We start from the raw sequence: 26190 nt of genomic DNA on the forward strand, positions 1-26190 counted from the left end.
TTAGGGATTGAACGGCCTGTTTGAGCTCCTCGCAGAGAGCGAGTAGTGAAAGCCCGACCCCTTGCGGGTAACGCCCAAATAATTTATATCTCTACGACGGCTTCCTCTATTGGTTTTCTAACTTTTTTGAATTCTGAAAACATATCGTCTTCCGCGCGATAACCTACGGGTAACAGTAATACGGATTTTAAGCCCTTGTCGGTTAGCTTTAAAATGTCGTCAAACTTTGCTGGAACGAAACCTTCCATTGGGCAGGAATCTATACTTTCCATAGCGCAGACGGTCATGAGGTTGCCCAAGGCGATGTACGCTTGATTAGTAGACCATCTTTGGCGTTCGTCAACGGACATCTTTTCCATCATTTGTATAAGGCCTTCACGGTAAGGTTTCAAAATGGTTTCGGCGGTATTTCGTATACCCTTGATGTTGTCATAATATTTAACGACGTCCTCATCAAGAATGTTATTTTGGATACAAATTATCAGCAGGTGCGAGGCATCCAAAACCTGCTTTTGGTTAAAGGCGTGCTCCACCAGCGGTTCCCTGACGGCCTTGTTTTCTAATACCACCATTTTAATGGTTTGTAGCCCATAAGAGGTTGCGGTTAGATTAAACGCCTGCTTTAGTACCTCTAACTTTTCTTTGGAAAGTTTTTTTTGAGCATCAAATTTTTTAGTGGCGTACCTCCATTTTAACTGCTTCACCGTGTCCATTATTGCTGTTTCCATTTGTGCAAAAATAAGGTTTGAAAACGTTATTTTTTCAAAAAAGGCCATAAAATATGGCAATCGTGAAATGGTGTAAATTTATTTAAAAAGATAAGGTTTTATTTGAAAGAATTAAAAAAGGGTTCTATATTTGCACCCGCCTACGCAATGCCTCTGGCATCGCTTCGGCGGGCAAGCCCGCTGAAAGGCAAACGCAAAAGACACTGGAGAAATGGCAGAGTGGTCGAATGCGGCAGTCTTGAAAACTGTTGAGGGTCACACCTCCGGGGGTTCGAATCCCTCTTTCTCCGCAAAAACCCTTGTAATCAATTGATTTACAGGGGTTTATTTTTTGAGGTGTAAAATCAGGTGTAAGTATATGCGCCTTATTCTTCAATATCTGCATATTATGAACGTTGATTTATCAATCAAAAATCAACTTCTAACAAATATCCATTTAGTTTTAACCAATTTTTGGCTTTTTCGTAATTAGGAATCTGAATTGATAAAATATGCCAAAACCTTTGCGTGTGATTATTTTCAATTAAATGAACCAACTCGTGAGCGACTAAATACTCAACTACATACATTGGAGCCTTTATGATTCTCCAATTAAAAATAATGTTATTTTTAGGTGTACAGGAAGCCCACCTATATTTCATTTCTGACACCTTACATTCATTAAACTCAACCCCTAAATTTTTAGCATACTTTTTTGCAAGAGGTACTAATTTTTCTTGCGCTTTGATTTTATACCAAACCGTAAACAGTCGATTTGATTCTTGTTGATGGCATTTTGAAATCATAAACCTTTGATTAAACTCTACTCCATCAAAATCCTCTTCTTTAATTAACAACTGATAGTTTTTCCCCAAATACAATAACGTCTCTCCGGAAACGAACTCTTTTGGAGAATAATTAAGTGGATACTTCTGAATATGATTCATTTTTTCTTTAATCCATTGTCTCTTTTCATATACCATCTCTTTGATTCTCTCACTTGATAAGCTTTTAGGCGCTCTTACAACTATAGACCTATCTCTCTCAACGGTAATGTTCAATGTTTTTCTATCACTATATTTTACAATGTATTCCAACTGCATTAATCAATAATTTTATAATGATTAGTTTTTGCAACTTCCATAACTCTTGACACTATTGCTTTTCTGTTCGCAATTATCTTGGGCAGCTTACTAAATTGAGGTGACAATAGTAATTTTTGTAACTCTGCTTTTAATTTTAATTGTGCTGGTGGACTTTCCCAAAAACCAGTTAATTCTAACTCTGTCTTGACCAAATTATAGCTGTGTTGAGTGAGATTAACATTTTGAGCTATTTCATCTTCAGTTAAATCACGATTATCGAATATTTCAGCTTTAAATATCCTGAAGAATGGCATTTGCTTTTTCCTATCTAACCCATAAGTTTCTTCTTTTTCACGGTTCTTAATCTTTTCCCTCAATTTCTCCAATTCTTCATATATCAATTTCCAATTTCCCTGAAAGTTTTTAAGAATCTCTTCTAACGCTTGTGAAAAGGATGCAAATAACTCTGGATCCTCATCTATGTTTATATCTATATAATGCCGAATAGCATGTTCAACTTCGGCTGCTTTTGTTTTCTCCCTTTTTTTGTTAGTTACATTTTTTTGAAAATCGTCTGCAATTATTGAAATGGGTGCTACTTTTTCTTCAATCCCTTTAGACTTTAAAAACTCATCAGCAATACCTCTCAATTTTTTTGGAATACCTTTCATGCTAAAACGATCATCTCTGAAATGCCTTTTTGCCAATACATTTATTTCAGTAAATGAACGCCAATCATGGAGATAATCAAGAGCCTCCTTTCTTGGTAAAACTGTATTAAACGCCGTTGTTAATTGCTTATATAGGTTGATATAGTCGAATCGTATGTCTTCGTCATAAAAAACATCATAAAACGCGTCAATATCTTCTAAATCATCCAAACCATTGTCCTTTAAAAACTTCCAAATCTCATTATGCAGTTTCCTAAGTTCATTCAATTCTTCTTCATCATTTGATAAACAATTAATTATATCTTGAGCTTCTTTATCAGAATAGGTGTCTAAAGCTCTTTTGATATGATGACCAACACCAACATAGTCTACCACAAAACCTTTATCCTTACCTTCTGGACCAATACGATTAACTCTAGCTATAGTTTGTAATAAATTATGCGCTACAATAATTCTATCAATATACATAACTTGTTCAATTGGTGCGTCAAAACCAGTCAACAGCATGTTATTCACTATTATAATACCCACATTTCCATCAATAGAATTATCTTCTTCATCAATATTCTCAAAAGGCAGTTTAAACCTTTTTATACTTTTCTTATGGTATGCTTTGTTAGTAAATACTTTTATATGTGGTTCATCATTATGACTACCGGAAATAACAACTGCAGTTTCCAATTTCTCTAATAAGGTTAAATCCACTTTCAAGGGATTTTCCTGCTTTAATTCTGTAATTCTTACTTTTAATGCTTCATCGATTGCTGCTTTATATCTAACCGCTGATTCTCTTGAGTTTGCTACAATTTGCGCTTTAAACTTATTTGAGAAAATATGCTCAACATAATGGCCTATCATACTTTTTGCCTTTGAGCGTATGGTTTCTATGGCTTCTAAATATGCATCTCTACTACCAAAACCAAGTATTTTCATTCTCTCGGTTAAATTGTACTCACTAAATACATCTTCGAATTTTTTGTCCATACCATCTGCATCTTCTACCTCCGCATTATTTGTAAATCCTTGATAGACTATCTCTAAAGTAACACCATCATCAATTGCTTGACGCATTGTATATTTATCAATGTAATCCTTATATTTCTTTTCAGTTTTGTCTGTAGGTGTACCAGTAAAACCGATAGATGTTGCATTAGGTAATGCCTTATCTAAATTTGCAGCCAAAATTGAATATTGTGACCTATGTGCTTCATCAGTCATTATCAAAACATTAGGACTTTGGTTTAATTCTGGAAATAATTCCAAACCAGTCAAATCTCCATTTTCCTGAAATTTGTGAATCATAGCCATTACCAAATCTGAATTATCATTTGATAATAATTCCTTTAAGCTTTGTCCATCAGGATTTGTTTTTTGATTTATGAAATTGGCAACCTTTATTGTAAATCCAACATTTTGACCAGTTTCTGCCAATTGTTCTTCCAACTGGGTTCTATCAGTAACAAAAACAATTTTCCATGACATTAATTTTGGCTTTAATTTCATTTCACGAACCATAAACATCATAGTTAATGACTTTCCTGAACCTTGAGTATGCCAAATTATCCCACCTCGTTCAATTGGATTTTTACCTTCTAAAAGTCTTTTAGTTGCTAATTTAACAGCTCTAAATTGCTGATAACGCCCTACTATTTTAATTTTCTTCCCCTTATCATTTGTGCTGAATATTGTAAACACTCTAATTATATCCAACAAATTTCTTCTATCCAGCATGCCTGCCACTAAACGCTGTTGGTCATTAGGTGATGATTTACCATGTACCAAATCATTCAGTTTTCTTGGATACGGGTCTGTCCATCTGTAAAAATATTTGTCTGTGTGTGTTGTAATTGTGCCAAATTTTGCTTCAGTACGACACGTTGTTATAATAAATTGATTGTAGAAAAACAATTCCTTGTTACCCTCTGCGGTATTGCCACGTTGTTCACTGTACCTCAACAATTGATCTATAGCCTCATGTATTGGTTCTTTAACTTTAGGTGATTTTGCCTCTATAACAACTACAGGCAACCCATTAAGAAATAATACAACATCTGGAATTATGTGATGTTCAGTTCCTGTTACTTTTACTTTAAACTGTGAAATAGCAGTAAAGATGTTATTCTCAACATTTTCAAAATCAATGTAGCGCACCGTTGGACTCACTTCGCCTGTTTCTTCATTTCTTGAAACTGTAGTGTTTTCCAATAATAGACTTAATACTCTTTGATTGTTTTCAAGTAAGCTATTACCATCAAAAGATGTTATTTTACGGGTGACTTCATCAACTTGACCATCTGTTAAAAATGGGTTAATGGTCTTTAATGATTCCCTTAATTTAGGCTGCAACACTACTTCGGAAAAGTTAGTGCGAAAGCTTTCTTCAGGTTGTTGTTGCATCTGCAATTCCAATACCTGATTTTTATCCTTATTCCATCCTAAACCTACAAGCTGCTCCATCAAAGGTTTTTCAACTTTGTTGTATTCATCAAGTTTTAAGGATTGTCCTAAATTACCTCTATGCTGGTTATCGTTAGTTAGTATCATAGTTTTCTCAATTGTATGTCAATAGCATTATCATTTGACTTAATAAAATACTTCATTTCAATTTGACCAAAAACATTTACATTGTCATGACCAGTTATATAACAATTATTCTCTATAAAATCTGGTTGTTTAAATATAGCTTCTTCAAACTCTTGGTAATTTTTAATAGCATTCTCACCAAAATTTCTAACGTATGATTCACGTAATTGATTGATGAAAAGATTATTAGAAATTACCTCAAAAGGATGTAAAATCACTAAATAATCTTTTGCTCTACTAACAGCTACATTGTAGATATACTCTTTAGACATTAAACTTTTATAATGCCCTGTATATCTTATATTGTTGGGATTAGCAATGAAGAAAATTATATCACATTCATCACCTTGAAAACCGTGAACAGTATCTGAATAAATTTTTATTTTATCCGAAATACCAAATGAAGTGATTAACTTATTTAATATTACTGCTTGAGCTTTATAAGGTGCTATTAGGCCTATTGACCAGGATTCAGAATCCGATAGTAAAGTGTCAAAATATTTTACAATTTCCGCTACTAAAATGGCACTGTATGTATGATAAGAACTATAAAATAGTTTGTCTATTCTGAAAATGGAATTATCTACATCCAATGGTATATCTATAAATGTAACATTCTTATTTATTAACTTTTTTAAATTTTCTGGCAATTCCTTTGCTGCATGATTAACATCTTCTCTATGATGATTTAACAAGTTATTATATGATAGATCGCTAAATAATTGACCAATTGATTTTACGCTTCTATATTGTGTTGTTAAGTTTTGAATAACATCTTTTTCCCTTCGGTCTCTTTCTTGTTCATGAGGATTAAAGCTATTAATCCCCATCATAGTATAAATATTCTCATCTTGAATATCAATTTCTTCAAGTTCCTTGTCGGTTACATTAACTACAGGCGGAATTTGTTTTGGGTCTCCAGCAATTATAAATTTTGCCTCTGGATTAAACTTATGGATTGCCATTATTGCAAAAACTATATAAGGAAGATTAGTCATAGAGGCCTCATCAAAAATTATATAGTCCCAATACTCTTCCAATTTAAATAGTTTGGTTGAAGAATTAGCTTCTTGATTAAAAACATCATAATAGGGTATTCGATGTATTGTTGAGGCTATAAGATGTGTATTGTCTATTATATCTTGATCTAATGATTCTTTATATAGGTTTTCGTCATATTCTTCAAGTTCTACGTCTGTAGATCTACCAACTCTAACCATTGACACTGGCATTCTAAATACATTTTCATCCCCAATTTCAGCCTGCTCATTTTCATACTTATGTTGATTATCTATTAATTTTTTACAAACAACATCTGCTGCTTTATTGGTGGGTGTTAATAATAGAAATTTAGAATCATGTTTCTCTTGAACTATTCTTTCTACCTTTTTACATATTGTTGTTGTTTTACCAGTACCTGGTGGACCGTAGATAAATTCTAATTTTGGTAACTTTTCTTTAATATTATCCCATGTGTCTATATTGGTCTCATTAAAAAAAGCATTCTTTAAAAGTTCCAATAAGTGCAATACTGGTGAAAAACTTATTTTCACTTGTAGTACTTCCTTGAAACCATCAATTATATTTTGTTGAATTGGTGTCCTACAAAAAATTAAAAGGTCTTGACCTCTTTTAGAAACTCCTTCAACATCAATATTAACCCTCCTTTTATTTTTTTGAACTAACGTTATACTAAAATCCTCAAAATCCTCAATATTGATAGGTATAAGAGAGTTAGCACCACATAAGAGAAAATATTTATTTGAAATCTTGTCTTTAAATTTGTAACGTTTAATTTCTTGAAAAACGATAGATTTTTGCTGAGTTGTATCTTGTTTGTCTTCGAATGTAAGTAATAGGTTTAAATACGATTTGAACCAACTGTATGAATATTTGTTATCAGATTTAATACTCTCCAACAACTTCTCTCTTTCGTGTTTTAAGTCTTCTTGTTTAAAAACTGATTGCAATGCTTTTAAATGACTGCTCTCAATACCGTCTTTATCTGCAGCGTTATATGCCTCATAAATTTTTGATAACATGCTGTTTTTTCTCACGATAATATCTTCAATAGCATCAGATAATTCTGGTTTATCATCCTGCAACGAAATACTTAATTCCTCTAATGATGTGCTTTTTTTATAGTATATAACTACTTGATTAGATTCTCCGACAGAAATGTTACATATACCATCTTCTATAACACCTAAATCAAACACCTCTGTATCATTATCAAAAAGAATTTGAAACTCTATTGAATCCTGTTTTATAAGCCGTATGTTATTTTCAGACCTCCAATTACGATAAAAGGGTTCATTATGCTCATTAGCATTTATATCAGATAAAAACGTTTTTTCATATTTCAATTCTTTGAAATCACGAACAAATTCATCCACACCCGTTATAGGTAACTTAAGAATATTAACGCTAGTGTATAATCTATTTAAATTATTTTGTTCATTGTCTATTAACTTACTATGAACATCTTCGTTAATGTAATAGAAATCATTTTCTTCAGACATTACAATTTTAAAACTATCAATTGTATGATAAACTAACCGCGGAATCCCATCTTGCTCTTTAGAAATAAGATGATTTATGATTTTTTCAATTAATTCGATTCGTCTGGTATCTTCATTATTAATTATTATCGGATTATTATTCAGTCTTGTAAACTTACCTGAAAGCCCTTTTAAGGTGTTTAAAAGTAAGCTATTGTTAACCCTATCAAAACTAAATTCTTCAGATAAGCTACCTAATTCACCTAACAAATAACTTCTTAAACCTTGGATTACATTCTCACCTTTCCAAAACCCAAGATCACTTAAAAATTGTATTTTGTTAATATCTTCACCAGCCCAGTGACTAAATTCTTTAGGTGGTATTTCATTTTCAGTACGTATTCCTTTTAATATATTTTCTCTTGGATTAATACTTAAATAATCTATCCAATCCAATTTTCTTTTATGAACTCTAATTTGAGATGATAAATTTATCCAGCCATTGAAAAGGTAATTTAATTTACTTTCTAACTCCTTTTCATTCACTAATATTTCTGGATTAAACCCCTTAACAAAAAGAAACTTTGAGGCTATGATGTCATCTTCATTGTTGCCATAATTAAACGCCTCTAAATCATTTAATTTTAGCAACTCTTGAATCCCCTCATAATCTTGACTTATCATAAACATTGAATCAATAAACTCTTCATTTTTTTCTGAATAAATAATTAATTGATTCTCAATTTTCATCCATCTTTCATTATTGAACTTAATTGAAAACTCTTTAATTTTTTCACTATTGAATTGTTGTGACAATAAAACAAATGCTAATTGGTGGCTATTAGTTATTTGCTTATTATTTAAGTTTTCTAAAAATTTTGAAACCAATTGATTAGTCACACCAGCACTGGAAATCTTGAAAAGCTTATCTGCTGTTTGATGATTTAATATTTCACGGGATATTGCATCATTATGGATTTGTTGAATTATTTCAATACTATCAGCATTTTCAAGATTTAATATTTGAGATTGTGATAGTACAATGTCTTTATCACCTCTTTTAACCTCAATAGAATCTTGCGCACTGTCTATATCTGCAATAATTATTTCTGACTCATCTTTTAGAATTTTAATTTTTTCTTGTATTGTTTCTAATTCATCATCGGCAATAACCCCTTCAACTACTTCTTTCAGTAGTTTTAAGTATAAATTATTGCTTCTTTCATTATTCCAATAGGCATCTAAAGGCGTAAAAGTAAGGGTTTCTAAAAGTGCTTTTTTATCTTGTAAACGCTCTGCCAGAACTAACTCTATTAAATCCAATTCTTGATCCTCATTATCTTCTTTGAAAATCTCAATTAAATGTTCTACTAGATTACTTTCTGCTAACTCAATATTAGCTTTGAAAGAAGCAAACTCGTTAGGTATGAGTTCATAATCATCTGAATAGTATGTTCCAACATATTTGATTATTGCTGTTTTTGAAGTAAATATTTGTTGTTTAGAGTTTGTTGATTCGATAGTATATTCCCCATTATTTTGGACAATACAATTATCTTCAAAGAAATCTAATTCACATTTAGTTGAAAACAACAGCAAATAGTGCAATTCTGTTTTATTAATTTTCTCTACTTCTAAATCTTTGTCAATATTAGCGAGGTTATAGGAAAAAGGCACTTTATCCATAGACGACAACATACAAGCATCTGGAATATACACATTGTAATACTTCAGAATTACCTCCTGTATATTTTGAAAATTATCTTGAGATAGATGCGCTAACTTTTCATTAAAATAAATTTCATCTACATGGATAACCTCTCCTTTATATATTATTAATTTAGAAGTATTGAGTAAATAATTGGCTTTTTCTTGCCAATTACTTTTATCATACAAAATGATTATTTCATCAAATACCTCTTTAGACTCCTTTTGATTAATTGAAACATGTTCTAAAATGTCCTTCCAGAAAGGATAAATGACACCTTCATAAATTTCTTGATCAGTATCAATTAAATAGTTTTTATAGGCTGTATTGTTTTCTTCTGGATGAATACAAAACCTCGAAAGCCAATTGTGTTGTGAAGCTGCTAATAAATTTTTAAAATGAGCAGGAACATTGTTATTGTTTTTAAATAATTTCAATTCCTTAATTCTGTCCCCAGGTGTTTCATTCAATGTTCTAAACGCCTCATATATATTATGTTTCTCTTTGACAGATAAACTATTAAGGTTTTCGTTCTTAACAACTGTACTAAATAATTTTGTTACATTTAAATAACCTCCTGCTTGAGATTTATTATTGAATAAACTAAAATATTTAGGGTTAAAATCAAAATCCTCAAAATTATGTTCCGTTACATTGAACTTTAGCTTAATTAATATGTCTTTTATATTATTAAGTTTATTATAAGTAATAATATAACCTTCAGATTCTTTTTCTTGTACTTCATTTGGACTTAAAGATTCATAATTATTAAACTTGAACAGTTTCGTTTCAAAGAAGTTTGCTTTAAAAATAGCATTGGAAACTATTTCTTGAGGAACATTTTTAAGTTCTTTTAATAAGGTATCTAAATTATTTTCTTGTTTTAGCCAGCCATTTAAATAATTAAACACCTGATTGTTTGAAATGAACAATTTACCTAAATCAAAATTTTTGATATTTAACTTTGTTATAGCGGATAATTCAAATTGAATACCTGAATCACTCCAATAAAACCATTTTACGTTTTCTAATCCCCAAGTAAGAGGCTCTACATCTATTTTTGTTTTCTTAATAAATACTTCATCAGGATTTGATACAACGGAAAACTCATTGGAATTTAAAGATTCCCTAACTGGAATATATCTTTTGAGTAACTCATTTATAGGATTTATATAAGGTTTTTCAATCCACAATCTATCTTGATTTGCACTCTTTCCGGAAGTTAGTAATGCAGCATAAAAATGTAAAAATAATCGTCTTTCAGAATCTATATCGGAATTTGAAAGCCGTTTTAATTCTTCATCAATTTTATTTACAATGGTCTCGAGTAATCTTTCGTTTATACCATCTTGATTTGTACTTCCCTTATGCAAAAAGGTTCTTGAGCTACCCTTGTAAAACGCATTGGAATGCAACACGTAATTGAAGTTATGTACCTCTTCTGATAATGGAAAATACAAGTATAAATTAGGTGCTCCCTTAAAATAATCTTCAATTAGATTGTGCTTTCTAAAACCAAATAGCACTTCTACATTGGCTTCTTCCTTTAATTTATTTTGTTGCTCTGCTGAAAGTTCATCATAAGTTTGCACACCAAAACGTATATAAGCATACGTATCTTTTTCAGAGTTTTTATCTATGGTAAATTTCACATACTCTAATTCTGGATATGTGATAGGTTCTTCTTCTTTTAACTGAACTGTTTTAAGTAGATTATCTGTTTTTTCAACCTCGTCGGTAGTTTCTTTTAGTATTGCTAACGCAAACTTGACACCTTCTTTTAAGTTAATTTCATCTAATTCCGTCTCCTTGCCCGAACCCAATTTGATAAAAAACAAAGCACCTTCATTATAAGTATTTCTATTAAGAATATGCCGATATTTCTTTACCCATCTTGACAAGACCTTATATTCAGAGTTATTGAATGGGTTTACTTCTGCTAAAGCTCCATTAGCCATTATAGGCAGTTCATCTATTTTATCATTTTCTGGTAAGCACGGAAAACATGTAATTAGAATTTTAAATAGCCAAGGATAGTCATCTTTGATATTAAGATTACCTTTTTCATTTAAATTATATTCTATCTCCGTTGGCTCGAGAGTTTCAGCATTAGCAAGGTTTTCAATTTCATAATTCTTCCAGCTAAATAAAATAGGACCCGAATTTTCATTAATTAATTCTTCAAGTCCGTTGTTTTTCCCCACTAACCTATGGGCTAATTTAAAACCAATACCAAACTTTCCTATTGTCTCACTGTCTGCTGTTTTGGTGGATGAACCAACATTTAGAATAGAGCGAATACTATCACCGTTAAACATATTACCGTTATTTGCCACTAACAAATAGTAGTTGCCATCAATAGGGTCTTTATCCCAAATCATTGTGAAATGGGTGCTTTCTGCATCTACAGCATTTTGCAAGAACTCATAGACTGCTTGACCGTCTTTGGCCATATCCAAAAAGCTTTGTAAAAAATTTTCTATTCCAGCTTCTGCTTTACCATATCCTTCTTTATCTCCGTGATAAATTTCAAACCACCCAAATTTCTTTTTTTTAGAGTTTTCTTCAATTAGGTAATTACCAATAAAATTTTCATCTCGAGAAGGCAAATCTCTAATCACCGTTTTGTACAGGGAACGATATTGTTGGATGTTTTTGATTTTCATTTTTAAAGCTTAAATCAGTTTAGATATTTTATTGATTACTTCTTCAATTGCAATTGAATCTATACCTCCTTTTTCACTCTCTGTTGTTGTAAATAGGTTATCTGTTAGTTTATAGCCATTATCATTATAAAATTGAAGTTTCTTTTCCCAATCGGCTCTGTAACTTGGTAAAGACATCATTCCCAAATGCTCAAGAATAATTATATCTCCTGCTGCATCAATAAAGGTGAAATCAGGTATTCTTTTTTGCCCATTTTTACCAATAAATTCACGTTCATATTCAAAATCTATTTCTTTCTCCACTAACATATTTGCTATTATAACCTCTGATTTGCTTCTGACTAATAACCCTTCTTTTTTGGTTTTATGAATCAACCCTTCTGCATAAGGTATACTATGTTTTTCTTCCCTTACTGAATAAGAGAATATATGTGTATTACGTTTTGCCGTTTCAGAATATTGAGGTTTGGATAGGTTTATAATCCAGTGTGGTGTATCTCCTTCAACCAATAATATAAGCTTCTTTTTTGCTCTGGTTAAAGCCGTATATATTAATTCCCTTGAGATAATCCTTCCGGTTTTTGGGATAACCAAGAACACAAAATCAAAATCACTTCCTTGGCTTTTGTGAACTGTAATTGCATATGCCAATTCCAAATTACTTGAGTCATTATCTGCTTGTCCTTGTGATTTATAACCAAACGTTACCTTATTATCAACACCTGCAAAAACCACATTAGCAAACCCCTTTCTGGTGTCTTTTACCAACCCCAATTGACCGTTAGACAATTGATAGGGTTCACCGCCAGGAAATCCATCTTTCCATTCATTAACTGTTTGGATTACCTTATCATAAAGTCCTAATTGATACTCGCCAATTGATACCGTTCCTTTTAAACCGTTTCTAAATTGTTGCTGAAAGGTTCGATTTAAATTATAGGATCCCCAATAAGGTGCTTTAACCGGACTTAATAACTGAAATGCTTCTATTTTATCTGTGTTTACATTATATCCTTCAACACCCAAAACCTTATTAAGGGTTACATAATCCTTTTCACCTTTTAAGTCTAAATTTTCAATCAAAAGCCCATTAAGTTTGGTAATCAATGATTGTTCGTCTTCCCAATTTGTCACTTGCAAATCATTTAACAACTCATTACTACCTAACTTTTGGAAAATAGAATCGGCATCTTTTGATGGTTTTAATCCCGAGTACCAAGAGGCCAATGTTAAGGTGTCTGAATTTTCTCCATCAACATTTCTAACTACTTCTTTTAATCTTGCCAATGCTTCATAAGCTTCAAAATCTTCGTCTTCTTCTTCCAGATTATCTAAAAAAGTACAAAAGTCTGCGAATGGTCTTCCTGCACCAATTGGTGGCAATTGATATGGGTCACCCACTAAAATAAGCCGTTTTATATGGCCTAAATCTAACGCTTGCATTAAGGCGTACAAATCATCTTCTGTAAGCATAGAGCACTCATCCACAATTACATTTTGTTCACCCTTATATTTTTCTTTACCTGTAAATCGGGGTTTCATTCGATTCCAATCAAAGCGATTTTGCTTGTTTAGGAACTGCGCTATGGTAAAAGCTTCACCACCTGCCATTTTACCCAATTTAACTCTGGCTTTTCCTGTTGGGGCTAACAATAAAATTCCTTCAGTAGTTAAGGTTTTACATCCAAATAATGCTCCCAGCACCGTAGTTTTTCCAGTACCAGCAGGACCGTGTAGCACAGAAATTTTCCTATCTGTCAACCTTTGTAAAGCTGTAACTTGGTCTGCTAATGCCGCTATATGTTTTGGATTGTTACCATTAAATGTAATACCATTATTAGCAATAACCCTTTTAATTAGTGCTTCCCAATTTTCATCTATTCCTTCTAACGCTCTTTTGGCTCTTGCTATCAATACCTTTCTAAAGTAGGATTCAATTTCATTATACTTTTCGAGCTGTAAGGCTTGAATTTCTCCACGGTTTATAAAATTGAGTTGTTCTTTTATAAACTCTATATTGGTTATAATATAGTTTACCGGTAAGACTGTAGCTCTTTGAAGATTGAGTGTGTTTATGGTTTCTGTCAATTCGTTTACAGATACCAACGTATCGCCATTTTCTGCAGCTCTTTTTAAGACTTGTGTGATTATGGCTCTTATTCGTCTTTGGTCTAATGGGGAATCTACCAATTGTGGTTTATTAGGAACATTTTCGCCCTGAATGGCTTTATCTTCAAATAATCCATTATCTATAGTTTCTACTGCTATTGGATAATTTTCTAAATCACCTTCATCTAATTCTGCAATTCTGTATGGGTTTTCTAAAATTTCTGCATCTGTTGTTTTATAACCTAACTTATTTCTGGTTTTGCTATCAAACCAATTTTTAATCTGTTTATCAGACAGTTCAAATCGTGATAATAGGATTAACAGGTTTTTTCTTTCGGTACTTTCATTTAACCAAATATCCCTAAAATGTGGCAGGTCTGATGCGTAAGGCTTATTCTGTAAATTAATAATTCCATTAATAGCATCTTCCCATGCATCCCAAGGATTGTCTTTAACAGCTAACTGTTTGCTGTTCCGTAAGTCTTCTTCCAATAAATGACCATATTGAAAACCTAAAGCCAACAGGGCATTGCCGAAGGATGGGAACGGTCCCATACTTTCCTTAACCTTTCCTATTTGACGGTCTATCCATTGTATGTGATGTTCCCAAAGATCTTTTACTATACCATGACTTTTGATTCTTTCAACAATACTTCTCAACTTTCCTAACACCACCAAAGCCGAACTATCATTTACATGTTCACTACCATAAGTAAACTCGTCTATAACCTCTTGTCTGCTCGCTGTTTCTTGTAAGGTGAGTTTTATCTCGTTAAGAAGGTCTTGTTTGTTTTTTTTGCCTTCTTTTGTTTTAAGAACATAATCTTCTGGTAGTTCCAAATACTCATAATATGGCAAAAGAATTCCTTCACTTGAAGTCTCATTAGGACGAATACCATGTTCAATTAATCTATCCCATAACGGATAGGTATAATCTGCATTGGTTTCGTATTTAAGTATTTTCGATTTTGTTTTTACAATGCCAATACCAACAATTAACCTTCTGCTGTCTTCATCTACAGGATTTGCTCCTTTAGCATAATACATGACCAAAGAATAATTTTCTTTTATAGGTTCAAAAAAACGTTTTAGAAGAGCCTCTTGTGTTTGATAGGTGTAAACCCATGATGATGGAAAAGGTGGGTTTTGGTCTCTGGGAATATCAGGATATTGTTCTTTTATTGTATTTTGATTACCTCTTAACATCCACCAGAAAGGCACTGCAAAACTGCTGAATGGTGGCACTGATATAGTTGTTGGTTTTAAAGCATTGTGTGGTACGTCTTTACCATTGGGTTTATAGTATGGATGCTGAAATGTACGGTTGTATTTAAGTGCACTCATAAAACTTGCACCTTCTGCTTTACAAGGTGGTAACTGATTTTGTTGCAAGGTACTCCAATGCTTATCTGCTATTTTATCTTCTTCTTTATCGTTTTTATCTGCATAAATACGTGGTAAGTTTAAGCAATAGGCGTTTTGGGATGGATGCTTGCAAATAGCCCCATTCCATTTATTGTCGTGCCAGCTTACCCTGATGGAAAGATGTTTTATCATACCGTTTGTTTTATTAAATGCGTTACTCTTTTTTTACCTGATAAGAGATCTTGCATTAAGCCTCTTTTGATAGAATGTAGTTTAGAGAGTTGTGTGTCATAAAATCTAAATGATTTTTGAATTTTATCTAGCTTTGATGCTATAAGATTTTGTTCATCTATTTGAGGTAGTAAAATCCAAATTTGCCTTAAATCAGAAATGTTAATATCAATAAAGGTCGTTCCCTTTATCAACAGTTCCATCTGCCTTTCATTTCTGTAAGACTTCAAAAACCAAACTAAATAATTTGGGTTTAAGTCACTATTAGGACAAATTCTAGCCACACCTCGCGTTGTATTGCAATTTATATATTCAGAGCTAACAAGATTAAAATCCCCTACTGAAGCCCTCACATTACAAACTATATCATTTTCTGATAAAATCGTTCTTTTGTATTTATCTGAAATTGACTGTTTGGTACGAAGTAAATTTTTTAATGGGTTAATACCATTTTCCCCTAAATCAATTGTTCGTAAAACCGGTACACCATCCTCAATATGTTCAAAAGTTTGAACAATACCATAAGTAATAGAAGTACCTTTCATTTTACAGTTATCAAGAATTTCAATGTTCCATTCCACAGGAATACGCCCTAATTGACTATCTTTAAATTGGTGTGTTGCTTCTTCACGAATATTACCATCTTTATCTATCCCTTTCGTTAAGAGGTCTTGCATTAAACCTGTTTTAATGCGTTGGTATTTAGCAATGAGTTTTTCGGTTTGTGTAATAGCTTCATCTACTTTGGATAGAATGCTGGCGATTTGAGTTTGTTCCTTTGGGTTTTCTGGAATTAAAAATTCAAATTCTTTAATTGCCTTCTGCTGAATATTTGGAAGGCCAGAACCAACACGTAAGTCCATTATTAAATGCTGTCTTCCTTTTAAAGCTTGGTATAGAAAACCATTATCAAGTTCTTTATCTAAATCCAATAAAGAGTAGCAGTGACCACCACTCCAGAACTTGGTTGTTATAAGGTTTATGTAACCACAAGAGTTACCTCCTTCACTAATCGTAATTGTTTTTTCATTTGTATTCCATAGATCCGAATAACCAGACGGTTCAATTCCTCCGTTTATACAAGGGTACATTCCATAATCTGAAAGGTCAATCTTATTGAATTGAACACCTTTTTTAATTTCACAAGCAGCACCAAGTTTTTTTAATTTCCATCCATCAGGAATATTTACTTTAACCTCTTTCATATTAATCCAAATAATTTAAAGCGGTTAAAAAATTGCTTAACTCCTGCATGGTTTCTTCTCGTTTGTTTTCAATGCTTTGAGCCGATACAGCGTATTTATCCCAAAGGTTTTCAAACGCACTTACCAGAATGCGCTTTTCGGTATTTAAGTAGCGTTGTAATTGGGTGTTGATTAAATCGAAATGCTTTTTAAGGATTAATTTTTGAGATTCCTCTTCGGAAATCACGCCTCCAATGCTTTTTAACAAGGCATCTAAACTATTTAGTTTTTCTTCTAAAATCTCAAGATTTTTTAAAGCCGTATTATAGGGTTTGGTAATACTTTTAAAACTAGCTTTAGCCTTTAATACTTGTTGCAACTTCTCTGGATTGTTTTTATCCTTTTTTAGTTCTTTTTCTAATGCTGTGGTAGCTTTTTTTATGGCATCGTAAGATGTTGTATTTGCTAAATCCTTTTTAAAGAAACTAATAACCTTTTCAATATTGCTATCTAATGCTGTTAAGTCTTTTTTAGTAGTTTTAACTAACTGGTTCGCTGTTTCTTTTTCATCATCTACACCGTAGCGTTTAATTACCAGTTTAAGGGCTAACTCTTCTTGCTTTTGTTTTAAGGTTGCTTTGGTTTCCTTTATTTGCTTTTCAAGGTTTTTAATTTTAGCATCAATAGTCTCGTAAGGTTTGGCTTGTTCTGGTTTGAGCTTTTCTTCCTTTAGGTAGGTGATTTCTGTTTTTAACTCGCGTTTTGCTATAGCAGTGGTTATTTTTTCATCTTCATCAGCTTCATACTCCAACAACTCTATAGCTTCTTCAACCGCTTCCTCTAAAGCACTTTCTTTTTCTGATTGTTTTATTTCTAAATCTTCAATTTCCTGTTCCTCTTTCTGAAAATAAGCTTCAATTAAATATTCGTCTGGAATTAAACCTGCATCCCAACCGTTTTGCATAATGGTTTTTAAATCGTATTTAATGTTGTCCCACCAATTTACAAATACGCCAGCCACTTGAAACTTGTCCAACACACCTACAGGCACAAATTGTTCTTTGATAGTGGTTAATAATTCTTCCCTAACCTTTGGTAGCTTGGTGTTGTTTAGTGTTACGTAATTAGTGATACCTTCGTTAACAGCATCTTCCTCACTGATAGAAGTTTCTATTTTTGGTGCAAGCGTAGAAAAATCTTCTTTTGCCAATTGCCACCAATCTGCTAATTGTAAACCTAAATCTAATAAGGTTTTCTCAACATTTTCATCAGTATCTATTAATGATTTTATTTCTGACTTTTCATCGATATCAAACACTTTGTAGTTTCCATTTTTATCATTGAAGAGTTTATCACTAATGAAGTTGAATTTTTGACATTGTCCGTTTTGCACTGTTTCTATTTCCCCTACTGGAATACCACCCACTAAATGTGCTTTTACATCTTCAGGTTCAGGTTCAGCAGTATTATCTACATAGCGTCTAATGTTTAGTGTAAAGTCATTATTTTCGATTTCACTATACTCTACTAAACGACTGTATTTAGGTTCGTTGATTTTATTAGTAAAGACAAAGTCAATCTTTTCTACATCCTCTGGTCGTAACGAATTTTGCTTTTTTCCTTCCGCATATTCTTTATCGGCATTAATAAAGAATACTTTGTTTTTAAGTTCGTCAGGTTTGTTTTTATTAAAAACCATTACACAAGCTGGAATACCAGTACCATAAAACAATTGTGGTGGTAAACCTATTACACCTTCCAACACATCTGCTTCTGGCTTTAACATATTCTCTCTAATTTCTTTCTCTTTACCACCTCTGAATAATACACCATGAGGCATAACAACTACTACCTTTCCATCTTTTTTACAGCTTGCCAACATGTGTTGCACAAACATTAAATCGGCTTTTTTTCCTGTTTCTGGTGCAAAACCATAAGGGAAACGGTTAGGGTAATCCATATTTGCTCTCGAGTAATTTTGAGAGAATGGTGGATTTGCTATTACTCTGTCGAACTGGATTAACTGGCCACCTCTAACATTTAAAGGTGTTTCTAAAGTGTCTTCAAATTCAATAGTATATTTTGATATGTTGTGTAGAATGATATTCATTTTACATATAGCCACAACAGAAGGTTCTGACTCCTGACCAAATAACTCTAAATTATTTGCATCTTGACCTTGCTCACCTACATAGGAATGTGCTTGGATTAACATACCACCAGAACCCACTGTAGGATCGTATATAGAATGCCCTTCTTCAGGTTTTAATAACTGAACTAATAATCTTACCACTTGATTAGGCGTATAGAATTGCCCTCCTTTTTTACCGCTTTCGTCTGCAAAGTATTTTAGCAAATACTCATAAGCAGCACCTAATAAATCTGGAAACTCAAAGTTTTCATTGACCAATGCAGGAAACTCATTGAAATGGTCAATCATATCTTTTAGGTCCTTGTTTTTTACAATTTGTTTACCATCTACTTCACGGTTGAAATTGATACGCCCTTTAAAGACCCCTGTTAAGGTTTCTGGGTTAGCTTCCTCTATAGCATCTAATGCTTTGTTAAGCATTTGCCCAATATTGTCTGATAAGTGTTTTATTGGTGATCTTTCAGTCCCATTCTCATCAATAAAACCTTCGTGCCATCTTGCTCTTTTTGGAACAAAGAAATACTCCCCATAGGTTTCATTGTCTTCTAGCAGTTCATCAACAATTTCCTTATCCAAATGTGCAAAATCTTTTTTGCGAAGTTGTTCTCTTTTTTGGTCGAATACATCTGACATTCGTTTGAGAAATAGCATTCCAAAAATGTATTCTTTGTATTCTGAAGGGTCTATTTTACCTCTTAAAATATCAGCTGCTTTCATTAGGAATTTTTCCAGCTGACTTAACTTAATTATGTTTTTTTTCATTTAGTTGATTGGTTCTATTCTGTAGCAATAATTAGCTATTAGGCACTTCTTGTAAAAGATCTTTAGCATCCACTTTTAATATCTTGGCTATTTTGTACAATATTTCCAAACTGGGTTGGGCTCTATTTTGAACATAGCCATTTACAGTGTTAAAACTTTTGCCAAGCCTTTCAGCTAACCAGACCTGCTTAATGCCTTTTTCTTCTAAAACTTCTTTAATTCTATTCATAGGGAGAGAGATATATTAAGATATAAATATAGTGTTTGACCTTATATAAATACCTTGTTTTATATTATAATTTGAAAAATTTTATAATCCCTCGTCCATAAAACTATAATACCCTTTTGAAGTGACTATAAGATTGTCCAGATAGTTTAAATCGTGGAAATTGGCAATCTTCTTAATCTTTTTGTAAAGGCTAACATCTGGTGTACTAGGTTTTAGTTTTCCGGAAGGATGATTGTGAACCGTAATGAAGCCCATAGAGCCGCTCTTTAGAATTACACCAAACATTATCCTTAAATCTACGGGAGCAAAAGTCAACCCGCCTTTAGAGAGGCTATATATGCCTAGAACTTCATTAGAGTTATTGAGCAGTACTATTTTGAATTCTTCTTGGAGCTCTAAGGTGTCTTTGTCCCAATTATTTAGGATTACTTGATAGGCAACTTCACTATGGGTTATTTTCAGCGCATCTTTTAAACGGTTGGGTTTATAACTTAGTTTTATTTCTGATATAATGTGTTTCATGATTTCTTTAAATAAAAAAGGAGATGCTTTTAAACATCTCCTTTTGGTTAATTATAAACTATTTCTTCTCTATTTGTTATTTCTTAATCTTAACCAAGGTGCATAGACTAAGGTGTATCCTAGCCCTGCAAAGGTTAAGGATGCCGTGATTGTTACACCTAGCGACAGAGTAGCGTAGAGTGTGCCCATAAAGATTATTATGTCCAGTAGCTTGTTACTTTTTGAAGCGATAAATTTGAGGTATTTATTGCTTTCAATGATTGCAATTAAACCAGCCAAAGTAATAGTTCCAAAGAATACATAAGTTGCAATAGTAGCACCGATTAAGACCCCTATTGCTAGAAGACTTAGGAAGACCATCAAACCCATTTTATAGGGCAATGTTTTAACATCAGGGATTCGGCAAAATCGCCTACCTTTTACTTTAAATTTCATTTTTATCTGCCTGTTTCCAGGACTTTATTAATTAATACTCGTTACTGAGTTTTAATTGGAAAACCTAAACACAGAAGGGTGTTAAAACTTAAATAAATTGTAATATGTACTAAAGGTTAAAAAATTGGCATTAAAATGACGACTAATAGATTACCTGTAATTTTGTTAATCCCCCAATAGCTTGCAGGCTTGTTGAAAAAGCTGCTGCACATTTCAGGTGGATTATGAGGAGTTATTCTATTCTCAAGGAAGAAAATATTAAGGCATTAGCTAGTGTAGAAGAAGATCTAAAGAGGAGCGTTTTAAAAAGGACTCTCTTTTTAAACATCACTTATAAGGGGGCGTACCACAAAAATGAAATTAGTGTGGGCCATGATTTAGTGGTAAGCACACTTAAGCACAAATGCTATTTAAAAACTCAAATGCATCAAGTTTATCGTATTTAGAAAGCTTTCTTCTTTCTTTTAATTAAAAAGTCTCTTTATTTATCCTAACCCAAGAACAGAATCTTTAGAGTTATCTCTGTTGTCGCTGTCAGATGAAGAGGAAATAATTGTAATTGAAAACATGTAAATACGTAGAATTGCTTTTTTTCGTAAGTGGTTATGATTCAGGTTTATAAATTATTAGTTACAATGCATTATTATTGCGTATTTAGCTTTAGGGTAATTTAATTCCGCGGCTTTAGAGAAATCATAACAAGCAGAATCTTTTCCCTCTGGATTTGAAAGTAAGTTTACACCCCTCAAATAGTATGCTTCTCCAGAATCAGGTCTAATTGAAATAGCTGTACTATAATATCTTCCTGCGTCAACATCATTTCCAAGAGATTGATTACATTTTGCTGCTCGCAAACAAGCTTCATAATATTCAGGATTATATTCTAAAGCCCTTTTAAAATCTAATAGTGCCCCTCTATTATCATTATAACTCATTTTAGATATTCCAGATTCAAAATATTCTTTTGCTTTTTCTGGATTGATTATCAGAACATTACTCTTCTCTTTATCTTTACAAGAGCAGATTGCAATAAAAAAGAATGCAATAATTGAATACCTAAACATAATTTTCATAAGCAAGGTTTAAAACGTAGTTAAAGTTGATTTCAAAGATAAATAAATATGGCAAGTATGCCATAATATAAAGATTATATTGTAACGACATTTATCATTGTGAGTGAATCAGCCAATGATAAAGCGTTTATAAAAGATTTTGGAGCTAATCTTAGGAGAATAAGAAAGTCCAAAAAGATGAGTATGGAAGATCTATCTCATGTGGCTGATATGGAGTATTCCCAGATAAGCAGAATAGAAAGAGGTGTGATAAACACAAAAATCAGCACTGTTAATGCCTTGGCTCGAGCATTGGAAATTCCCGTAAAAGATTTGTTTGAGTTTTAGTTATTATTTGAAGATTGTTTACTAATATAATTTCCTTTCACGATAACATTCAATTTAAGACTCATGAAGTTACAAATTTTAAATAATATTCAATTCATGGGTATATTGAGTTCTTTTTAAGAAAAAGTTTAAAAAAATGCCATTTCATTGAAATATTAGACAATAAGCACAATACAGTATTTAATTAATGCCCACCCCCCCCCTTATAGGGGGGTGGGCATTTAAATATTTTTCAAAATTTATACCTAGGCAACCCATTAGAATCAACAATAAATTCAAATGTTGGAATTTCAATGCTCCGTGAATTTTGAGATTTAACGGTGGTAGTAGAGTTATTTCTTGGAGTATTTACATGTAAAACGGTTTCTGCTTTTTGACTTATAAAACTTCCTAAATGTCCTTTGGGCTCTTCGCTTGATTTAGTGTGATGAATAACCGTAATTATATGAATATTTAAGTCCTTGGACCATTTCATTAGCTTTCCTACAATTGAATTAGAAAGGGTTTCATCATTATAACCATTAACTAAATCTGCTATTCCATCAATAACAACCAAGGAAATGTTTCTATATGTATCCAGGGCTTCTTCAATAATTTCTACTCTCGTATTTGCATCAAATTCTCTAAGCGAAAAAACCTTAAAATTTGGAATATTACCTTGTCTTCCTAAAAGCGAATAGACTCGCTTAGTATACTTTTGAACATAGTGATTGGATTGTTCTGTATCAAAATGAAGAATTGTAGAATCACCTATAAAAGATTGAATTGCTCCATGTGATAGGTTCTCTGACAGGCAAATGGATTCCAATAAGCTTAGCAAAAATGTCTTTCTAGATTTGGGCTTTCCTACTATACATGAAAAATCTCCGCGAGTTCCAAAATTCACTCCATTTATGCTTAAAATCGTTGGATAAACTGGCAGTGACATAAATGGATTTATTTCTGACTTAACCAATAATTCTTTTACATCAACCATAGTTATCAATTTTAAATTTACCCAATTCATTAAACTTTTCCCTAGCGCTATTCAAATCCATAAAGGTCCATGCCCATATTCCAAAAGACTTTGATCTTGGATAGGAAACGCAATTAAACCTGTAATTAATTACTCTTTTAAAAACCTCATAATACATATTTGCTCCAGAGTTTACCTCATAAATAAAACCTCCTTTAGAACTTTCAATTTGATTAAAAACAAAGCCTTTCACCTCACCCCTACCTTCGAAAGATAATGGCAAGCCCTTAACTGAGTTGATAGTCAGAAATTCAGGCATGGCGTTTGTATTTCAACGATTTAACTACCTTCAGAATTTCTTTCAGATCCTGTTCTTTTACCAGATATTTTCTACCAAATTTTGAAGCTGGTAGAATTCCGCGTTTTATATAATTGTAAATGGTTAGCTCGCTACAACCAATTATTTTTACTAACTCCTTTACAGTGTAAAATTCAGGAGTTTTGTTTTCATGAATTTTGGTGAGTTTTTTATCAAAGAGTCTTTCCATTCTTTCGAAAAACTCTTTTGAGTCAAGGCCTTCAATTTGCAGAAGTTTTTGAGAAGTATTCATATTCACTGATTTTTAAATTATTTACCAGCGAATTTCTATTATTCGATATAAAAAAGTATTGAATTTCAATTAGTCTAATTAAACTAATTAACTCTAGTTATAATTTTTTTAAGTCAATGAATAAATCTTGATAGTCTTGATCCTTATGAGATATGGAATTAGAATTCAATTTATTGAGAATTGTTGAAACATTTTGATTATGTATTTTAAGTTGAAAAAAACTACCTAAAGTGTTAGTTAATTGATTTTGTCTGTAGTCTGGAGAAATGAAATTGTTTTTGATAAGAAAGGCTGCAAAATGCTCAAGGGATTTAATCGCTTTAAGACTATTGCCCTCTGGTGGCCGAACCCATCTGAAAGCTTCTTCCACTTCATGAACGTATTTTTTATATACTAAAAACCCTATAATCTTTTGAAATTGAGAATTACCCCCATAAAAAAGCATACGTATCTCGATAGCTTCCGAATTATGCTCAAGAAAATTGTTTGTTATTAAATAATTCAAGGCTATAGTATTTTCAAAATCAAGCTTAAGATTTAGAATATTGTTTAATCCTTTTGTAAAAGATGTTTTACGCTTATTTTGTTGAATAATAAATTGAGATAGCTTAAGTAGTTTATCATCCTTCTCAGAGACTTTACAGTAAGAAAACCCCTCACACAACAAAGAGCCATCATTGGCAAACTCGTCAGCTATAATTTCCTTAGCTTTCTTCTTTAAATCCCGATTATTTAAATAAGGGTATTTTGACTTTAATTCCTCCTTTGTTAATTCCCAATGATTCTTCGCCAATTTTAAAGCATTGTCATAAACATAAATCAGTATTTCATTAACATAAATTTCTAGGTCTTTAGAATTAAAGATATCTATTGCTTCTTTCTTAAGTTTAAACAATTCCTGATCCCTTCTAATTTCATCTAATGATGGACTATTTGAAATAATTTTGCAACTATCAGCAATCTCTTCTATTCTATTAAAATCAATAGGCATAAATTTTTAATTTAGTTTAGACCATACGGAATTCATAAAATCAACCTTATCATCTTCATTGGGTTTATAGTACTTGTTGAATACTTCCAAGGACCTATGGCCAGTGTAAGACATGATTACTTTGTCAGGAATTTTATTGTTTTTCATAATGGTTATAAAACTTCGTCTTGCGGTATGACTCGAAATTCTTTTGTAAAGCGGAACTTCCTTTTCGATTACCTTGTTGCCTATCTTTGCTGTCTTCTTGATAGTTTGGGTATACCCCAAAGCTTCAAAGACATCCTTTATGTAATCATTGAAGTTTTGATTTGCCAAGAGAGGCAACTCATAATCATACTTTTCCAATATTGCCTTTGAAAAATCATTTAAAGGAATCGATAATAATTTATCTGTGTTCTTTTTATCCCTAATGTGAATATGACCATTATACACATCACTTTTTGAGACTAAAGAATAATTGGAATATCTCATTCCGGTTGCACAACCGAAAACGAATAAATCCCGAACTCGTTCTAGCCTTTTATTTTTCCTAAAATCATGTTCATACGCTTCTTTAACCTGGTCCAGAGTTAAGGCAATTTCCTCAGTAACCTCCTTTTTAATATTCTTGAAATTCTTAAAATCATCTTTATAGGTATGATTATTATTAAATGCCCAATACATAAAAGTTTTGAACAATCCTATATTACGACTAAGCGTGTTGACCGCATGCTTTTTTTCAGTTACACAATAATTAATTAAGTTATTATAAAAGCTGTCATTAATATTTTTAAAATGAATTTGAGATTTTGAATACTCTTGAAAGTCCTGTAATAACTTCTTATTATATTCATACCTCTTAATCGTAGTTGTTGAATTAGCCTCTCCAGATTGATCTTCTTTCTTTTCTTGAAGAAAGATATCGTAAACTTCGAAAAAGCGGTTAGAAACAGCTTTAACCCTTTTAAAATGATGGTCAAACTCTTTTCTTATCATTTTAATAGTTATGTCTTGATTAAGCACTTTATACCTATTGGTTAATTCCGTAAATAGCTTAGAATAACGATCTAATTGATGTTTGATAGTCCTCATCTCATTTGACTTTTTTGTTCTTCCTGTCAAATGTTTTGGTTGCTTGTTTTCAAAATCCCAATCCTCGGGGTGAATAACCTCTCCTGTAGAATAGACAAATTTCTTATCTTCATCCTTAAAATAGGCTATTAGTCTAATTGAAGTTAATCCATCTTTTTTGGACTCTTTTAAATTAAATGTACTTCTCATGAATGTAATAGAGGTGTCAGTTTAGGTGTAAGTAATGTTATATTTAGATATATTTTACACCTA

Annotated in this window: 17 protein-coding genes and 1 tRNA gene; 2 read left to right on the forward strand and 16 right to left on the reverse strand. The window is 32.2% G+C overall.

Annotation, left to right across the window (positions count from 1 at the left end):
• Positions 1-83: 83 nt before the first annotated feature.
• Positions 84-728: an NAD(P)H-dependent oxidoreductase gene (locus H7U19_RS14905; protein WP_246454822.1), complete on the reverse strand. Its 645-nt coding sequence runs from the start codon at positions 726-728 to the stop codon at positions 84-86.
• A 205-nt stretch (positions 729-933) separates the two neighbouring features.
• Here H7U19_RS14905 and H7U19_RS14910 point away from each other — a divergent pair.
• Positions 934-1018 (forward strand) — tRNA-Ser (locus tag H7U19_RS14910).
• A gap of 117 nt (positions 1019-1135) precedes the next feature.
• On the opposite strand, the gene H7U19_RS14915 is transcribed toward H7U19_RS14910, so the two are convergent.
• The 10 genes from H7U19_RS14915 to H7U19_RS14960 form a co-directional block, all read right to left on the reverse strand.
• Positions 1136-1810 (reverse strand): M48 family metallopeptidase, encoded by a 675-nt coding sequence (locus tag H7U19_RS14915; RefSeq protein WP_186563667.1) that lies wholly within the window; start codon positions 1808-1810, stop codon positions 1136-1138.
• On the reverse strand, positions 1810-5007 hold the full coding sequence (locus tag H7U19_RS14920; RefSeq protein WP_186563668.1) for a type I restriction endonuclease subunit R: 3198 nt from the start codon (positions 5005-5007) through the stop codon (positions 1810-1812). The genes H7U19_RS14915 and H7U19_RS14920 overlap by 1 nt, the downstream gene beginning before the upstream one ends.
• Positions 5004-11921 carry an AAA domain-containing protein gene (locus H7U19_RS14925; RefSeq protein WP_186563669.1) on the reverse strand — a complete coding sequence of 2306 codons (6918 nt, stop codon included), beginning with the start codon at positions 11919-11921 and terminating at the stop codon, positions 5004-5006. The genes H7U19_RS14920 and H7U19_RS14925 overlap by 4 nt, the downstream gene beginning before the upstream one ends.
• A gap of 9 nt (positions 11922-11930) precedes the next feature.
• The gene (locus H7U19_RS14930) at positions 11931-15587 is read right to left on the reverse strand and encodes an ATP-dependent DNA helicase (protein ID WP_186563670.1); all 3657 of its coding nucleotides are present in this window, start codon (positions 15585-15587) and stop codon (positions 11931-11933) included.
• On the reverse strand, positions 15584-16831 hold the full coding sequence (locus H7U19_RS14935; RefSeq protein ID WP_186563671.1) for a restriction endonuclease subunit S: 1248 nt from the start codon (positions 16829-16831) through the stop codon (positions 15584-15586). The genes H7U19_RS14930 and H7U19_RS14935 overlap by 4 nt, the downstream gene beginning before the upstream one ends.
• 1 nt (position 16832) lies before the next feature.
• Positions 16833-19724 carry an HsdM family class I SAM-dependent methyltransferase gene (locus H7U19_RS14940; RefSeq protein WP_186563672.1) on the reverse strand — a complete coding sequence of 964 codons (2892 nt, stop codon included), beginning with the start codon at positions 19722-19724 and terminating at the stop codon, positions 16833-16835.
• A gap of 31 nt (positions 19725-19755) precedes the next feature.
• A complete protein-coding gene (locus tag H7U19_RS14945; RefSeq protein WP_186563673.1) occupies positions 19756-19953 on the reverse strand; it encodes a helix-turn-helix transcriptional regulator in 198 nt (65 codons plus the stop codon).
• Positions 19954-20034: 81 nt separating this feature from the next.
• Entirely contained in the window at positions 20035-20475 is a 441-nt protein-coding gene (locus H7U19_RS14950; RefSeq protein ID WP_186563674.1) for a JAB domain-containing protein, read from the reverse strand.
• Between the two features lie 69 nt (positions 20476-20544).
• Entirely contained in the window at positions 20545-20910 is a 366-nt protein-coding gene (locus H7U19_RS14955) for a hypothetical protein (RefSeq protein WP_186563675.1), read from the reverse strand.
• Positions 20911-21536: 626 nt separating this feature from the next.
• A complete protein-coding gene (locus H7U19_RS14960; RefSeq protein WP_186563676.1) occupies positions 21537-21983 on the reverse strand; it encodes a tetratricopeptide repeat protein in 447 nt (148 codons plus the stop codon).
• Between the two features lie 99 nt (positions 21984-22082).
• On the opposite strand from H7U19_RS14960, the gene H7U19_RS14965 reads away from it, so the two are divergent.
• Positions 22083-22310: a helix-turn-helix domain-containing protein gene (locus tag H7U19_RS14965; protein WP_343069110.1), complete on the forward strand. Its 228-nt coding sequence runs from the start codon at positions 22083-22085 to the stop codon at positions 22308-22310.
• Positions 22311-22542: 232 nt separating this feature from the next.
• Here H7U19_RS14965 and H7U19_RS14970 read toward each other — a convergent pair whose 3' ends face one another.
• The 5 genes from H7U19_RS14970 to H7U19_RS14990 form a co-directional block, all read right to left on the reverse strand.
• Positions 22543-23286 carry an AAA family ATPase gene (locus tag H7U19_RS14970; protein ID WP_186563678.1) on the reverse strand — a complete coding sequence of 248 codons (744 nt, stop codon included), beginning with the start codon at positions 23284-23286 and terminating at the stop codon, positions 22543-22545.
• Positions 23279-23584 (reverse strand): hypothetical protein, encoded by a 306-nt coding sequence (locus H7U19_RS14975; protein WP_186563679.1) that lies wholly within the window; start codon positions 23582-23584, stop codon positions 23279-23281. Before H7U19_RS14975 ends, H7U19_RS14970 begins: the two co-directional genes overlap by 8 nt.
• Positions 23577-23876, reverse strand: coding sequence for a helix-turn-helix domain-containing protein (locus H7U19_RS14980; protein ID WP_186563680.1), 300 nt, complete (start codon positions 23874-23876; stop codon positions 23577-23579). The genes H7U19_RS14975 and H7U19_RS14980 overlap by 8 nt, the downstream gene beginning before the upstream one ends.
• Positions 23877-23973: 97 nt before the next feature.
• Complete coding sequence (locus H7U19_RS14985) at positions 23974-24867, reverse strand: hypothetical protein (RefSeq protein WP_186563681.1); 894 nt, start codon at positions 24865-24867, stop codon at positions 23974-23976.
• 6 nt (positions 24868-24873) lie between these two features.
• On the reverse strand, positions 24874-26127 hold the full coding sequence (locus H7U19_RS14990; protein WP_186563682.1) for a tyrosine-type recombinase/integrase: 1254 nt from the start codon (positions 26125-26127) through the stop codon (positions 24874-24876).
• Positions 26128-26190: the final 63 nt, after the last annotated feature.

The organism is Hyunsoonleella aquatilis, assembly GCF_014270105.1.
Lineage (GTDB): Bacteria > Bacteroidota > Bacteroidia > Flavobacteriales > Flavobacteriaceae > Jejuia > Jejuia aquatilis.

Excerpts from the sequence above, each read along its gene's own strand:
- H7U19_RS14905 (WP_246454822.1), bottom strand. The coding sequence starts at position 728 with ATGGAAACAGCAATAATGGACACGGTGAAGCAGTTAAAATGGAGGTAC.
- H7U19_RS14915 (WP_186563667.1), bottom strand. The coding sequence starts at position 1,810 with ATGCAGTTGGAATACATTGTAAAATATAGTGATAGAAAAACATTGAAC.
- H7U19_RS14920 (WP_186563668.1), bottom strand. The coding sequence starts at position 5,007 with ATGATACTAACTAACGATAACCAGCATAGAGGTAATTTAGGACAATCC.
- H7U19_RS14925 (WP_186563669.1), bottom strand. The coding sequence starts at position 11,921 with ATGAAAATCAAAAACATCCAACAATATCGTTCCCTGTACAAAACGGTG.
- H7U19_RS14930 (WP_186563670.1), bottom strand. The coding sequence starts at position 15,587 with ATGATAAAACATCTTTCCATCAGGGTAAGCTGGCACGACAATAAATGG.
- H7U19_RS14935 (WP_186563671.1), bottom strand. The coding sequence starts at position 16,831 with ATGAAAGAGGTTAAAGTAAATATTCCTGATGGATGGAAATTAAAAAAA.
- H7U19_RS14940 (WP_186563672.1), bottom strand. The coding sequence starts at position 19,724 with ATGAAAAAAAACATAATTAAGTTAAGTCAGCTGGAAAAATTCCTAATG.
- H7U19_RS14945 (WP_186563673.1), bottom strand. The coding sequence starts at position 19,953 with ATGAATAGAATTAAAGAAGTTTTAGAAGAAAAAGGCATTAAGCAGGTC.
- H7U19_RS14950 (WP_186563674.1), bottom strand. The coding sequence starts at position 20,475 with ATGAAACACATTATATCAGAAATAAAACTAAGTTATAAACCCAACCGT.
- H7U19_RS14955 (WP_186563675.1), bottom strand. The coding sequence starts at position 20,910 with ATGAAATTTAAAGTAAAAGGTAGGCGATTTTGCCGAATCCCTGATGTT.
- H7U19_RS14960 (WP_186563676.1), bottom strand. The coding sequence starts at position 21,983 with ATGAAAATTATGTTTAGGTATTCAATTATTGCATTCTTTTTTATTGCA.
- H7U19_RS14970 (WP_186563678.1), bottom strand. The coding sequence starts at position 23,286 with ATGGTTGATGTAAAAGAATTATTGGTTAAGTCAGAAATAAATCCATTT.
- H7U19_RS14975 (WP_186563679.1), bottom strand. The coding sequence starts at position 23,584 with ATGCCTGAATTTCTGACTATCAACTCAGTTAAGGGCTTGCCATTATCT.
- H7U19_RS14980 (WP_186563680.1), bottom strand. The coding sequence starts at position 23,876 with ATGAATACTTCTCAAAAACTTCTGCAAATTGAAGGCCTTGACTCAAAA.
- H7U19_RS14985 (WP_186563681.1), bottom strand. The coding sequence starts at position 24,867 with ATGCCTATTGATTTTAATAGAATAGAAGAGATTGCTGATAGTTGCAAA.
- H7U19_RS14990 (WP_186563682.1), bottom strand. The coding sequence starts at position 26,127 with ATGAGAAGTACATTTAATTTAAAAGAGTCCAAAAAAGATGGATTAACT.